The organism is Azospirillum formosense (assembly GCF_040500525.1).
GTDB classification, from domain to species: Bacteria; Pseudomonadota; Alphaproteobacteria; order Azospirillales; family Azospirillaceae; genus Azospirillum; species Azospirillum formosense_A.
The window spans coordinates 639,958-653,562 of record NZ_CP159404.1; the positions used below are offsets into that span (position 1 = coordinate 639,958).

A 13,605-nucleotide genomic window follows, 5' to 3' on the forward strand; every position below is an offset into this window, starting at 1 on the left:
CCATGGATATGAGCAACCGCGTCCTTCTGGGCATGCTGACCCCCTCCTCCAACACGGTGCTGGAGCCCGTCACCTCCGCGATGCTGAGCGGCCTGCCGGAGGTGACCGCCCATTTCGGGCGCTTCACGGTGAAGGAGATTTCGCTGCGCGCGGCGGCGCTGGACCAGTTCACCGACGCGCCCTTCCTGGACGCCGCCCGGCTGCTGGCCGACGCCCGGCTGAACGTGATCGGCTGGAACGGCACCTCGGCCGGCTGGCTGGGCTTCGCCGCCGACGAGAAGCTGTGCGCCTCCATCGAAGCGGAGACGGGCATTCCCGCCTGCACCTCCATGCTCGCGCTGAACGAGGTTCTGGAGACGACCGGGCGCAAGCGCTTCGCCATCGTCAGCCCCTATCTGGACGAGATCCAGGACAAGATGGTCGCCAACTACAACGCCGCCGGCTTCGAGGTGGTGGCGGAGCGGCACCTGAACGACCGCGGCAACTTCTCCTTCTCCGAGGTGACCGAGGAGACCATCGAGCGGATGTGCATGGAAGTGGCCGAGGCGAAGCCGGAGGCCATCGCCATCATCTGCACCAACATGCGCGGCGCCCCGGTGGCGGAGCGCATGGAAAAGGCGCTGGGCATCCCCGTCTACGACACGGTGTCCACGGTGGTGTGGAAGGCGCTGCGCATGACCGGCGTGGACACCCGTCGCGTCGAGGGTTGGGGCAGCCTGTTCCGCGAGCTGCATGGCTGAGGCCGTGCCTTTGCCCCCTCCCCGACCCTCCCCCGCTCCGCGGGAGAGGGAGATTGGTCCCCTCCACCGCCATCGGCGGGGGAGGGTTAGGGAGGGGGCCGGTACGTCATGCGGGGCAAGAACGTCACCATGGGAGAAACGACGATGAACTTCGATCTGGTCATCCGCAACGGCACCGTCGCCACCGCGTCGGACGTGTTCAAGGCCGACGTCGGCGTGCGCGGCGGGCGGATCGCCGCGCTGGGCGAGGGGCTGGCCGCCGGACGGGAGGAGATCGACGCCGCCGGCCTGCTCGTCCTGCCGGGCGGGGTGGACGGGCACGTCCATTTCGACCAGCCGACGGGCGACGGGTCCGTCATGGCCGACGATTTCCTGACCGGCACGCGCTCGGCGGCCTTCGGCGGCACCACGACGGTGCTGCCCTTCGCCTGCCAGGAGAAGGGCAAGACGCTGCGCGCCGCGGTGGACGACTATCACCGCCGCGCTGCCGGGAAGCCGCTGATCGACTACGCCTTCCACCTCATCGTCACCGACCCCACTGAGCAGGTGCTGGGCCAGGAGCTTCCGGCGCTGATCCGCGAGGGCTACACGTCCTTCAAGATCTACATGACCTACGACGCGCTGAAGCTGAACGACCGCCAGATCCTGGAGGTGCTGGACATCGCCCGCTCCGAGGGCGCCATGGTCATGATGCACGCGGAGAACGCCGACTGCATCGCCTGGCTGACCGAGAAGCTGGAGCGCGCCGGCCAGACCGCTCCCTTCTTCCATGGCGTCTCCCGCCCCCGCGTGGCCGAGCGCGAGGCCACCCACCGGGCCATCTCCCTGGCGGAGCTGGTCGACGTGCCGATCCTGATCGTCCATGTCTCCGGCGCCGACGCGGTGGAGCAGATCCGCTGGGCGCAGGGGCGCGGCCTGCGAATCTACGCCGAGACCTGCCCGCAGTATCTCTTCCTGACCGCCGACGACCTGGGCGGCGAGGGCTTCGAGGGCGCCAAGTGCATCTGCTCGCCACCGCCGCGCGACGCCGCGAACCAGAAGGTGATCTGGGACGGGTTGACCGGCGGCGCCTTCCAGGTCTTCTCCTCCGACCATGCGCCCTTCCGCTTCGACGGGCCGGGTGGCAAGAAGGTGCATGGCGAGCAGGCGCCCTTCCGCTGCGTCCCCAATGGCATCCCAGGCGTCGAGACGCGGCTTCCGCTGCTCTTCTCCGAGGGCGTGATGAAGGGCCGGATGGAGCTGACCAGGTTCGTCGAGCTGACCGCCGCCAACCCCGCCCGCATGTACGGCCTGCACCCGCGCAAGGGCACCATCGCGGTGGGAGCGGACGCCGACATCGCCCTGTGGGACCCGTCGCGCAAGGTCACCATCACCAACGGCATCCTGCACCACAATGTGGACTACACGCCCTATGAAGGGATCGAGGTCACCGGCTGGCCGGTCGTCACGCTGTCCCGCGGCGCGGTGATCTGCCGCGACGGCGAATTGCTGGCCGAGCCGGGCCGCGGCGAGTTCCTGCCCTGCGGCCTGCCCGCCCCGGCGCGCCCCAAGGGCTCGCCCGCCCCCGTTCTGCCGTTCTAAACTCCGCCCGCCGCAACCGGAGACCCTGCCCGTGAGCACACCCGACCTGTTCCGCCTCAGTGCCGCCGCGATGGCGGAGGGCGTGCGCAGCCGCCGCTTCCGGGCGCGCGACCTCGTGGCGGCGAGCCTGGAGCGCATCGCGGCGCTGGACGGCGGGCTGAAATCCTTCATCACCGTGGCCCCCGACGCGGCCCTCGCCGCCGCGGAGGAGGCCGACCGGCGGGTCGAGACCGGGGCGCCGCTCGGCCCGCTGCACGGCGTGCCGGTGGGCGTGAAGGACCTGACGCTGACCGCGGGACTGCGCACCACCTACGGCTCCACCCTCTATGCCGACCTGATCCCCGACACCGACGACCTCAGCGTCGCCCGGCTGAAGGTGGCGGGCGCCATCATCGTCGGCAAGACCAACACGCCGGAGTTCGGCTTCGGCGCCGTCACCGGCAACGAGCTGTGCGGACCGACCGCCAACCCCTACGACCTCGACAAGACCAGCGGAGGGTCGAGCGGCGGGAGCGCCGCCGCGGTGGCCGCCGGGCTGGTGCCGCTGGCCCAGGGGACCGACTTCGGCGGGTCGGTGCGCACGCCGGCCAGCTTCTGCGGGGTGGTCGGGCTGCGCCCGACGCCGGGACGCATCCCCAGCCCGGGCCGCGCGCTGGCCTGGGACGGGCTGGCAACCCAGGGGTTCCTCGCCCGCGACGTGGCCGACGTCGCGCTGGCCCTGGCCGCCGTCAGCGGGCCGGACCCGCGCGACCCGACCTCGCTGCCCATGCCCGCCTGGACGGTGCCGGACCTCGACGCGCTCGATCCGATGTCGCTGCGGGTGGCCTGGAGCACGGATCTCGGCTCCGCCCTGATCGACCTCGGGCTGGCCGAGCGGTTCGAGGCGGTGATGCGCGGGCTGGAGGGCCGCTTCGGGGACTTCGCGGAGGCCACGCCCGATTGCCGCGAGGCCGGCGCCGCCTTCGGCACGCTGCGCGCCGCCCACATCTTCCACACCTACGGCCGGACGCTGGAGCAGGACGGCGACCGGCTGAGTCCGTCGGTCGCCTGGAACATCGCGCGGGGCAAGGGGCTGACCGCCGCCGACTATCTGCGGGCGGAGGCCCAGCGCAGCGCCCTCTACCGCCGCTTCGCCGCCTTCTTCCGCGACCACGACATCCTGATGACGCTGAGCGCCAGCGTGCCGCCCTTCCCCAACGCCCAGGGCGACGTGACGGAGATCAACGGCTTCCGCCTGTCCACCATCATCGATTATCTGGCGATCACCTATACGGTGTCGCTGATCGGCTTCCCCTGCCTGTCGATCCCCTGCGGCTGGACGGCCGACGGTCTGCCCATCGGCCTGCAACTGATCGCCCGTCCCTACGAAGAGGACCGGCTGCTGCGCTGCGCGCGGTTCCTGGAGCGTGAACTGGGGTTCCGCCATCGCTGGCCGGAAGGGCTGTGATGGTGCCCCCACCCTAAGCCCTCCCCCGCTGACGCAGGGGAGGGGGCAATCACCCTCACGGCTTTACGGACACAGTCCCCGCGGTCCGCAAACTGAACGCGTCGTGCAGCGAGGCGGCCAACGTGCGGGCCACGCAGTCGTAGCCGAAGTCGTTCTGGTGGATGCCGTCCGGCCCGACCAGATCGTCCATGGCGGCCTGCCGCGTCTCCACCCACTGGCGCATCACCGCGTAGCGGTGGAACAGGCCGACCCCTTCCTCCGCCGCGACGCGGGCGATGCGTTCCTCCATCTCCGCGTGCCGGGGCTTCGCCAGCATGGCCGGGGCGTATTGCAGGTCCATCAGCACGACATCCAGCCCGGCCGCCTTCAGCGTCCGCACGCCGTCGCGGATCACCCGCTCCGCCGCGTCGGGATCGTCGCCGCGCAGGACGGTGTTGGCCGCCACCTGCCAGATCACCAGATCGGGGGCCTCGTCCAGCACGTCGCGCCGGAACCGCTTCAGCATGTCCGGTCCGGTCTCCCCGTTGGCGCCCTTGTTGAGGACGGTCAGGGCAAGGCCGGGGTAACGCGCGCCCAGATGCTCGGCCAGCCGCGCCGGGTAGCTGTGCTCCGGCGCGCTCGCCCCCGCCCCGGCGGTGGAGGAGGAACCGATGGCGACGATGCGCAGCGGCCCGCCGGCGGCCAGCGCCCGCGCGCTGCGCGGCAGCGGCACGGCCAGATCGGCGGTCTGCACGGACACGGCGCAGGCCGCCGCCCGCACCGGATCGGGCCTGGCGGTCAGGCCGGCGAGGAACGGGACAAGGGACAGCAGGGCGGCGGAGAGGACGGCGGCCCTCCGGCCGCGGGTCCGGGGGGCGGGCGTGCCTGTCACGGAGCGGGTCTCCCGGCGCGGTCGATCATGGTGGACACGGTGTCGGCCAGGATGCGGCCGAGGCAGCGGTGGACGAACTGGTAGGCCTGCAGCTTGTCCTCCTTGGAATCGGGGGCGAAGCCGACGCGGCCTTCCTCGAACCAATGCCGCATCATCTCGAAACGGGGGAAATGGACCACGTCGCTGTTCTGCGACATCCATTCCACATAGTCCAGGTAAGGCTGGAAGGTGATGAGTTGGCTCGTCTGCGGGCTGTACTGCATGTCCATCAGGATCACGTCGGCGCCGCGCCCCTGGGCCGCCGCGATGCCGCGGCCCAGCGCCTCCCCGAAGCTGTCGGGCCCGATGTTCCTCATGGCGTCCGCCGTGCCCACCTGCCAGACGAGCAGGGAGGCGGAGGACGCGGCCAGTTCCCGGCTCAGGATGGGCAGCATCTCCTGCGCGGTCGCCCCCGGCGCGTTGCGGACGGTCACGCTCACCTTGCGGTCGGGCAACCGGGCCGCCAGTTCCTTCTCCAGCAGCGCCGGATAGGCGGTGTCGGACCGCGAACTCGCCGAATTCAGCACCAGGATGGGCAGCGCGCCGCCGCGCTTCAGCCGCTCCCAGGCCCGCGGAAGGGCGCCGTCCACCGTGTAGACGGATTCCGGAACGGCGCAGGGATCGCCGGGCGTCTCCGACGCCGCCTGCGCGACGCCCATGGCGGTGGATGCGGTCAGTCCCGCGAGGACGGCCAGGGCCAAGGCGGTCGCGCGCGTCATGCACTCGGGTCCTTGGCGGAAGCTGCGGCGGAAGGGGCCATGGGGGCGGCGGGGGCCAGTGGAGCGGCGGGGGCCGCGGGCGGGGCGGACGCCGGTTGGCGTGGCGGCCGTCCCACGGACTGATACCAAGTCAGCACCCGCGCGGCGGCCACCATCACGGCGATGCCGGCGAGTGTGACCGAAAACTGGGCCAAAAGCGAGGCGGACCAGTGGTTCAGAACGGTCTGGCCGGCGAAGGACAGGAAAATGCCCAGGCAGAAGACCTGGAGCGACTGCCGCCCGCACAGGATCACCGGGGCCAGCGCCGGCCAGCGCAGCCACGCGCTGTCGAACCGCGCGATCTGCAGGACGACGTAGGCCAGCGCGCAGAAATGCGCGAGCCGCAGCAGGTCGAGGTCGGTCTTGCTGATCGGGTAGAGGATCTCCGCCAGCCACATCGGCATCAGCGCGGCCATCGGCGCGACCTGCCAGGAGATCACCAGAAGCAGAGAGGCGAACAGGTACCCTCCCGCCAGCCACAGCAGCGCGGTCCGCCGCTTCGTCAGCGCCGCCGCCACCTTGGGCAACCGCTGCATGGTGGCGCCCAGCACGAACAGGAGCTGCCAGGCGAAGGGGTTGAAGAACCAGACGCCGCCGTCCGGGTAGGTCGGCAGGTTCCAGTCCAGGAAACGTGCCGCCGCGTAGAGCGCGACCGACCCGGCGAGCAGAGCCAGCGGCCAGCGCCGCAGCACCGGCAGCACCACCGGGAGGGACAGCAGCAGCACGATGTAGAGCGGCAGGATGTCCAGGTTGGCCGGCCGGAACTTCAGCGCCAGCGCCTGCACCAGCGACACCGCGGGATCGGCGAAGAAACCGGCGATGCCCATTTCCTCGGTGAACAGCGGGTTGTCGAAGACCCGCGCGGTGTAGGCGACCTGCGCCGTGAAGGCGATGAACAGGAAGAGGTAGGCGATGTAGAGCGTCCAGCAGCGGTCGAGCACCTTGGCCGCGGCGAACCGCCAGCCGTGCTGCTCCAGGATCCGCGAATAGACCAGCGACGACGTGTAGCCGGAGATGAACACGAACACCTCGGTCGCGTCGCTGAGACCGAAGTTGCGCATCGTCACCCAGGCGATCTGGTTGCCTGGAATGTGGTCGACGAAGATGAACCACAGGGCCAGCCCACGAAAAAAATCCAACCGAAGATCGCGCATCCCGCCCGACGCCACCGCCCTTGTTTCGCGTGCGCCGCACCGTGGCACGGGCGGTCCGCCTTTGGCAATCGGCACAGAGGTCGGCCCGCCGTTGGTGGAACCGGCGTGCCACCCCGGCGAACGCCTCATGCGCGGCACCGCGTGTTGTGCTATCACCGCGCGCAACCGGTTCCGTCTCAGCGCACCAGTCCGCTGCCGGTCAAGCGAAGGACCCAGAATGGCGACCATCGAAGAAGCGCTCGACATCGCGGTCGATCACCACTCGGCCGGTCGCCTCGCCGAAGCCGAGATCATCTACGCCCGCATCCTGGAGGCCGACCCGCACCACGCGCCGGCCCTGCATCTGGCCGGGGTGCTCGCCTGCCAGACGGACCGTCTCGACACCGCGCTCGGCCGGTTGCGCCGCGCGGTCGCGCAGGCTCCCGGCGCCGCGGCCTACCGCATCGACCACGCCAAGGCTCTGCTCGCCGCGCGGGAGTGGAGCGCGGCGAGCACGGCCCTGCGCGCCGCCCTGGCCTTGGCGCCCGACATCCCCGACCCCTGGTATTTCCAGGCCCTGGCCGACCATCACGCCGGCGATACGGACGCCGCCATCGCGGCCCTGCGGCGCGCCTGCGCCCTGGCCCCGGAACGGGAGGACATGACCGGCCGGCTCGCCCTGCTCCACCAGCAGCGCGGGCAGGACCATCTGCGGCGGTTCCGGCAGAGCCTCGCCCTGGCCGACTTCCAGAGCGCCGTCGCCTTGAGCCCGGCGGAGGCCGAACCGGCGTTCCTGCTCGCCACCGCGCTTCTGGATTCCAACCGCTTCGACGCGGCGGCCGGGATGTACCACCGGGCGCTGAGCCTCGCCCCGGCGGAAGGGTTCGCCCTGCACAATCTGGGGATCACCCTGAGCCGCAGCGGCCGCACCGACGAGGCGCTGGCCGTTCTCCGCCGCGCCGCCCGTCTCGACCCCGGCCATGTGACGGTGCGCGACGCCCTCGTCCAGGTGCTGGAGCAGCGCGACCCGGCGGAGGCCGCCCGGTGGTCCAGCGAGGCCCTGGCCCTCAAGCGGACGCGGGCCTCCGCCATGGTCCCCACCGCCGAAGCCCATTCCGATGCCCCGCCATCGCCCGGCTCCGACGGCGCGCGGACCCGCAACATCGTCGCCTTCAGCCTGTGGGGGACGCGGGAGATCTACACGCGGGGCGCGCTCGCCAACGCCAGGGCGGTGCCCGCGGTCTTTCCCGGCTGGACCTGCCGCTTCTACCACGACGATTCGGTTCCCCGCCCGGTGCTGGACGAACTGGCGCGGCTCGGCGCCGAGACGATTGAAATGCCGGCGGGCAGCGGCCCGTCGCACGGGCTGTTCTGGCGTTTCCTCGCCTCCGACGACCCGACGGTGGCGCGTTTCCTCTGCCGCGACTGCGATTCCCGACCGACCGCGCGGGAGAAGGCCGCCGTAGACGCCTGGATCGCCTCCGGCCTGCCCTTCCACGTCATGCGCGACCATGTGCTGCACACCGACTTGATCCTGGCCGGGATGTGGGGCGGCATGGCCGGCCGGCTGCCGCCGCTGGGGCCGGCCATCGACGCCGCCGCCGACCGGACGGCCGACCGCTGGCAGGACCAGCGCTTTCTGGCGGACTGGGTGTGGCCGCGCATCCAGGGGCGCGTGCTTGCCCATGACAGCGTCCATCCCGAGGCCGGTCAGCCCTTCCCGCCGGCCCCGGACGATCCCGTGTCGTCGCACGTCGGTGCAAAGATTCTGCAGTTGCCGCTCAGCGGCCGCGTCTCCGCTGCCGCCGACCTGCCCGACTTTCCGCCCTCGGTCGTCTTCCTGCCGGCCCAGCCCGGGCGTCCGGTGCTCGCCGAACGGCCGGGACGCCACGGCATGATGCGCTTCTTCCCGAAGGACGCTTATGTCGGGCGCTCGCTCGCGCTCTACGGCGAATACTCCGACGATGAGCATCGCCTCGCCGCGATGCTGGTGGACACCGGCGACGTGGTGGTCGAAGCCGGGTCGAACATCGGCGCGCACACCGTCCCGCTGGCCCGGACGGTCGGCCCCACCGGGTTGCTTCACGCCTTCGAACCGCAGCGCGTGGTGCATGAATTGCTGGCCCACAACCTCGCCGCCAACGGCCTTCACAACGTCATCCTGCACCGGGCGGCGGTCGGCGGTTCACCCGGCCAGGTGACCGTCCCGATCCCCGACTATGGCCAGCACGGGAACTTCGGCGCCGTCAGCATGGGCGCCATCGACGGCGAGCCGGTGCCGGTGGAGACGATCGACGGCCTCGGCCTGGATCGGCTGGCTCTGCTGAAGGCCGATGTGGAGGGCATGGAGGCGCTGGTGATCGAAGGCGCCGCGCGGAGCATTTCCCGTTTTCGACCGGCGCTCTATCTGGAGAACGACCGTGAGGAGCATTCCGCCGACCTCATCGCCCTGCTCCAGGGCTTGGGCTACCGGCTGTGGTGGCACATCGTGCCGATCTACAACCCGGCCAACCATGCAGGCAATGCGTTCAACGCCTTCCCCGGCGTTGTGTCCGTGAACCTCCTGGGCCTGCCGGAGGGACGCCCTTGCCCGCTGCCGACGCTGCCGCCGGTCACCGGGCCCGGCCAGTCCTGGCGCGAGGCCGCCAAGCCCGCCTGATCCCAGCGCCGTCTCCTCTTGTCCACACGTCGGGCAGCATGGTGAAGACCAAGGCTTCGCTGAAATTTTAGGCACATTCAGCGGGCAGCCTGCCCAGCTTCGCGCCGTGCCCGAACGGCCAATTCTGGTTGAACACCAGAGTATGTGGGGGCTCCGGCCAGGTTCATCGCAGCATCCGCCGGAGTGGCACGCGGGTTGCTCTCCCAGTGTCCTGCGCCGTGCCACCGGGGTTTCCGCCGGTGCGCCCTACCAGGATACGCCCCATGGCCGCACTCCAATCCGCCCGCCCGCATCGCAGCACGGAACCGCAGACAGCCGCTGAGACCGCCGCTGGGACCGCCACGGAGGCCACCGCGAAACCCGCGGGCGTGGCGGTGACGCTGGACGGCATCACCCACCGCTTCGGCGCCTCCACCGCCGTGGACAACGTGACGCTGGAGATCAAGGCGGGCGAGCTGGTGGCCCTGCTCGGACCGTCCGGCTGCGGCAAGACCACGCTGCTGCGCATCCTCGCCGGTTTCCAGGCGCAGACGCTGGGCCGCGTCGTCATCGGCGACCGGGTGGTGGACAGCCTGCCCCCCGCCGGGCGCGGCGTCGGCATCGTGTTCCAGAACTACGCCCTGTTCCCGCACATGACCGTGGCGCAGAACGTCGCCTACGGGCTGGAGGCGCGGGGGGCCGCCCGCGACGCAGTGCGGGCGCGGGTGGAGGCGATGCTGGGGCTGGTGAAGCTCGACGCCATGCGCGACCGCTTCCCCAGGCAGCTGTCCGGCGGTCAGCAGCAGCGCGTGGCGCTGGCCCGCGCCCTGGCGATCCAGCCGAGCATCCTGCTGCTCGACGAGCCCTTCGCAGCGCTCGACAAGAATCTCCGGCTGGACATGCAGATCGAGATCAAGCAGCTCCAGCGCCGCTTCGGCATCACCACCATCATGGTCACCCACGACCAGGAGGAGGCGCTGAGCATGGCCGACCGCATCGCCGTGCTGAGCCGGGGCCGGCTGGAGCAGTTCGGCACGCCGGAGGACGTCTACGACCGTCCCGGCACCCTGTTCGTCAACGGCTTCGTCGGCAGCGCCAACCAGCTGCGGGGCCGCGTCGTCCGCGCCTCCGGCAGCGTCGCCGAGGTGGCTCTGGAGGCCGGCACCGTGCTCACCGCCGTCACGCCCGACGCCGCGCTGTCCGCCGGCGACCCGGCCATCCTCTGCGTGCGCCCGGAGAATCTGAGGCTCGCCACCGAGGCGGCGCCCCAGCAGATCGCCGGCACCGTGGACCTCGCCCTGCCGCTCGGCCCCGTGGTCGTCTACGAGGTGCGCACCGCCGACGGCGGGCAGGTGAAGGTGACCGAGCCGCGCGTCGCCGGCGCCGCTCTGCGCGCGCCCGGCACGCCGGTCCGGCTGCAGCCCGTCTCCCCCCAGACCTGCCGCGCCTTCGCCGTTCCCGCGGGCGCCTGATTCCTCCCCTCCCCCTTCTCTCCTCCCCCTGGAGTGCCCGCCGATGACCCTCCACCGCCGCCAGATCCTCGCCGCCGGCCTCACGCTCGGTGCCATGTCCCTGTTCCCCGGCATGAGCTGGGCGCAGGCGCGCAAGCTGGTGTTCGCCACTTTCACCGGAAGCTGGGAGGAAGCCCACCGCGACGTCATCGTCCCGCATTTCCGAAAGGCCACGGGCAACGCCGACATCGCGCTGGACCCGATGCTGTCGGTGGACATGATCGCCAAGGTGTCCGCCGCCAAGGCGAACCCGCCGATCGACGTGATGCTGATGGACCCGGGCCCGCGCCTGTCGGTGATCGGCCAGGATCTGGCCGCCCCCTTCCCCGCCGATGACAGCAAGAATTACAAGGACCTCCTGCCGGTGGCCCAGCTTCCCGAAGGGCCGGGCATCTTCTTCCAGGCGGTCGGCATCACCTACAACCCGGAGAAGGTCAAGACCCCGCCGACGAGCTGGGACGACCTGTGGAAGCCGGAGTACAAGGGCCGCGTCGGCATCACCAACATGAACTCGACGCTCGGCACCGCCTTCATGGTGGAGCTGGCCAAGACCCGCGGCGGCGGCGAGAACGACATCGAGCCGGCCTTCGCCGCCCTGAAGGAGCTTCAGCCGAATCTCGGCGCCGTGGCGCCCAACCCCGGCGCGCTCGCCACCCTGTTCCAGCAGGGCCAGATCGACATCTCGCCGGGCAACTTCAACGCCATCCAGATCCTGCGCGCCCGCGGCGTGCCGGTGGAGTTCGCCAAGCCGAAGACCGGCACCATCGCCTTCCTGACCACCGCCCACATCACCAAGAACTCCCCCAACGCTAAGCTGGCGGCGGCGCTGATCGAATCCGCCATGGCGCCGGAGGTCCAGACCAAGCTGATGCAGGCGCCCTTCTACGTCATCCCGACGAACTCGAAGGTGCAGATGGACGGCGACATCGCCCGCATGATCGCCAAGGACCAGGAGGAGCTGAAGGCGTCCTTCGTGTTCCACGACTGGTCGGTGATCAACCGGAACCGCGCCGGCTGGATCGAGCGGTTCAACAAGGAAATCAAGGTGTAAGGGCGGGAGACGGGCCCCCACCCAACCCTCCCCCGCTCTCGCAGGGGATGGCTCTCCTCCTCCCCCTGCGCAGCGGGGGGAGGTCGGCAGGCGGGGGCCCACTGCGACCACCCCCACACCCCACAGGACCCCACCCCATGACCGCCATCACCGCCCCCGGCCTCGCCGGACCCGCGACCGCCGCACGGCCCCGCATCGGGCGGGAATGGACGCTGGCGCTGCCGCTGGCCGCCTTCTTCGCGGTGTTCTTCGTGACGCCGCTGCTCCTGCTGGTCGCCGTCAGCCTCTACGCCGACGCGGAGATGACGCGGTTCGGGCTGGACCAGTACATCCGCTTCTTCGGCGACACCTTCAATCTGGCCGTGCTCGGCAGCACGCTGCTGCTGGGGGTGAAGGTCACGGCGCTGACGCTGCTGTTCGGCTATCCGCTGGCCTGGCTCTACACCCGCAGCGGACCGCGGATGCAGTCGGCGCTGATCCTGGTCATCATCCTGCCGCTGCTGACCTCGGTCGTGGTCCGCACCTTCGCCTGGATCGTCATCCTGGGGCGGGACGGCATCGTCAACAACCTGCTGCTGTCGCTGGGTCTGGCGGAAACGCCGCTGCGGCTGCTCTACACCGAGGGTGGTCTGGTCGCCGCCCTGGTGCAGGTGCAGATGCCGCTGATGGTGCTGCCGCTGATCACCACCTTGTCGCGGCTGGACCCCAACCTGCTCGACGCCTCGGCGGCGCTGGGCGCCGGGCCTTGGCGGGGCTTCCTGAAGGTGACGCTGCCGCTGAGCCTGCCGGGGATCGTCGCGGGGTGCCTGCTGACCTACGCCGCCGCGGTCACCGCCTTCATCACCCAGTCGCTGGTCGGCGGCGGGCAGATGCTGTTCATGCCGCAATACATCTATCAACAGACGATCACGCTCCACAACTGGCCCTTCGCCGCCGCCATCTCCATCGTCTTCATGGTGTCGGTGCTGGGTGTGGTGATGCTGTTCAACCTGCTGGGCCGCGCCAGCAAGGGGTACGTCCATGCCTGACATGCAGCGCCCGACCCTGGGAAGCGCCTCCTTCGGCCTCGTCATGGGAACGCTCGCCGGCGCGGCGCTGCTGCTGCTGGCGGCGCCGACGCTGGTGGTGCTCGTCACCTCCTTCACCGACGGCTACTCGCTGAAGTTCCCGCCGCCGTCCTACAGCCTGCGCTGGTACGCCTCGCTGATCGACGCGTGGCAGCTCCAGGACGCCGCGCTGGTCAGCCTGAAGCTGGGCGCCGTGGTGACCGCCGTGTCGGTGGTGCTGGGTACCGCCGCGGCGCTGGCCATCGGGCGCAGCCGCCGCGCCTGGGCGCGCGGGCTGGACGCGCTGTTCATGTCGCCGCTGGTCCTGCCGGCGCTGGCCTTCGGCCTCGCCTCGCTGGTGTTCTTCAGCACGGCGGGGGTGGAGCTGTCCTTCCTGACGCTGGCCATCGGCCACATCGTGGTCAGCGTGCCCTACGTCCTGCGCACCACGCTGGCGAGCCTCGCCCAGCTCGACCCGGCGCTGCTGGAAAGCTCCGAGAGCCTGGGAGCCGGACGCGTCTACACCTTCCGCCGGGTGACGCTGCCGACCATACGCAACGGCATCGGCGCCGGGGCCTTCATCGCCTTCATGTCGAGCTTCGACAACATCCCGGTGTCGCTGTTCATGGCCGACGCCCGCAACGAGGTGCTGCCGATCCGCATGTGGCAGATTCTGGAGAACAGCCTGGACGTCCGCGCCGCGGCGGTGTCCGGCGTGCTGATCGCCGTCACCGTCCTGGCGATGGTGGTGATGGAGCGCGTCGCCGGCCTGTCGCGCCAGCTCCGCTAA

General features: G+C 70.7%; 11 protein-coding genes. 8 read left to right on the forward strand and 3 right to left on the reverse strand.

Annotated features, from left to right (window positions below):
* The first annotated feature begins 8 nt into the window (after nucleotides 1-8).
* The 3 genes from ABVN73_RS23565 to ABVN73_RS23575 all read left to right on the forward strand — a co-directional run bounded on the left by ABVN73_RS23565 (nucleotide 9) and on the right by ABVN73_RS23575 (nucleotide 3,768).
* Complete coding sequence (locus ABVN73_RS23565; RefSeq protein ID WP_353861019.1) at nucleotides 9-740, forward strand: aspartate/glutamate racemase family protein; 732 nt, start codon at nucleotides 9-11, stop codon at nucleotides 738-740.
* A 144-nt stretch (nucleotides 741-884) separates the two neighbouring features.
* Nucleotides 885-2,321, forward strand: coding sequence for a dihydropyrimidinase (gene hydA / locus ABVN73_RS23570; RefSeq protein ID WP_353861435.1), 1,437 nt, complete (start codon nucleotides 885-887; stop codon nucleotides 2,319-2,321).
* A 31-nt stretch (nucleotides 2,322-2,352) separates the two neighbouring features.
* The gene (locus tag ABVN73_RS23575) at nucleotides 2,353-3,768 is read left to right on the forward strand and encodes an amidase (RefSeq protein ID WP_353861020.1); all 1,416 of its coding nucleotides are present in this window, start codon (nucleotides 2,353-2,355) and stop codon (nucleotides 3,766-3,768) included.
* A gap of 55 nt (nucleotides 3,769-3,823) precedes the next feature.
* On the opposite strand, the gene ABVN73_RS23580 is transcribed toward ABVN73_RS23575, so the two are convergent.
* The 3 genes from ABVN73_RS23580 to ABVN73_RS23590 are packed head-to-tail and all read right to left on the reverse strand — an operon-like array spanning nucleotide 3,824 to nucleotide 6,575.
* Nucleotides 3,824-4,639 carry a GDSL-type esterase/lipase family protein gene (locus tag ABVN73_RS23580; protein WP_353861021.1) on the reverse strand — a complete coding sequence of 272 codons (816 nt, stop codon included), beginning with the start codon at nucleotides 4,637-4,639 and terminating at the stop codon, nucleotides 3,824-3,826.
* On the reverse strand, nucleotides 4,636-5,397 hold the full coding sequence (locus tag ABVN73_RS23585; RefSeq protein WP_353861022.1) for a hypothetical protein: 762 nt from the start codon (nucleotides 5,395-5,397) through the stop codon (nucleotides 4,636-4,638). Before ABVN73_RS23585 ends, ABVN73_RS23580 begins: the two co-directional genes overlap by 4 nt.
* Nucleotides 5,394-6,575 carry an OpgC domain-containing protein gene (locus ABVN73_RS23590; protein ID WP_353861023.1) on the reverse strand — a complete coding sequence of 394 codons (1,182 nt, stop codon included), beginning with the start codon at nucleotides 6,573-6,575 and terminating at the stop codon, nucleotides 5,394-5,396. Before ABVN73_RS23590 ends, ABVN73_RS23585 begins: the two co-directional genes overlap by 4 nt.
* 232 nt (nucleotides 6,576-6,807) lie before the next feature.
* Between ABVN73_RS23590 and ABVN73_RS23595 the strand changes: the two genes are divergently transcribed.
* The 5 genes from ABVN73_RS23595 to ABVN73_RS23615 all read left to right on the forward strand — a co-directional run bounded on the left by ABVN73_RS23595 (nucleotide 6,808) and on the right by ABVN73_RS23615 (nucleotide 13,605).
* On the forward strand, nucleotides 6,808-9,228 hold the full coding sequence (locus tag ABVN73_RS23595) for a protein arginine N-methyltransferase (RefSeq protein ID WP_353861024.1): 2,421 nt from the start codon (nucleotides 6,808-6,810) through the stop codon (nucleotides 9,226-9,228).
* Between the two features lie 263 nt (nucleotides 9,229-9,491).
* The gene (locus tag ABVN73_RS23600) at nucleotides 9,492-10,679 is read left to right on the forward strand and encodes an ABC transporter ATP-binding protein (protein WP_353861025.1); all 1,188 of its coding nucleotides are present in this window, start codon (nucleotides 9,492-9,494) and stop codon (nucleotides 10,677-10,679) included.
* A 43-nt stretch (nucleotides 10,680-10,722) separates the two neighbouring features.
* Nucleotides 10,723-11,769, forward strand: coding sequence for an ABC transporter substrate-binding protein (locus ABVN73_RS23605; protein ID WP_353861026.1), 1,047 nt, complete (start codon nucleotides 10,723-10,725; stop codon nucleotides 11,767-11,769).
* A gap of 137 nt (nucleotides 11,770-11,906) precedes the next feature.
* Nucleotides 11,907-12,797, forward strand: coding sequence for an ABC transporter permease (locus tag ABVN73_RS23610; protein WP_035679668.1), 891 nt, complete (start codon nucleotides 11,907-11,909; stop codon nucleotides 12,795-12,797).
* On the forward strand, nucleotides 12,790-13,605 hold the full coding sequence (locus ABVN73_RS23615; RefSeq protein WP_353861027.1) for an ABC transporter permease: 816 nt from the start codon (nucleotides 12,790-12,792) through the stop codon (nucleotides 13,603-13,605). Before ABVN73_RS23610 ends, ABVN73_RS23615 begins: the two co-directional genes overlap by 8 nt.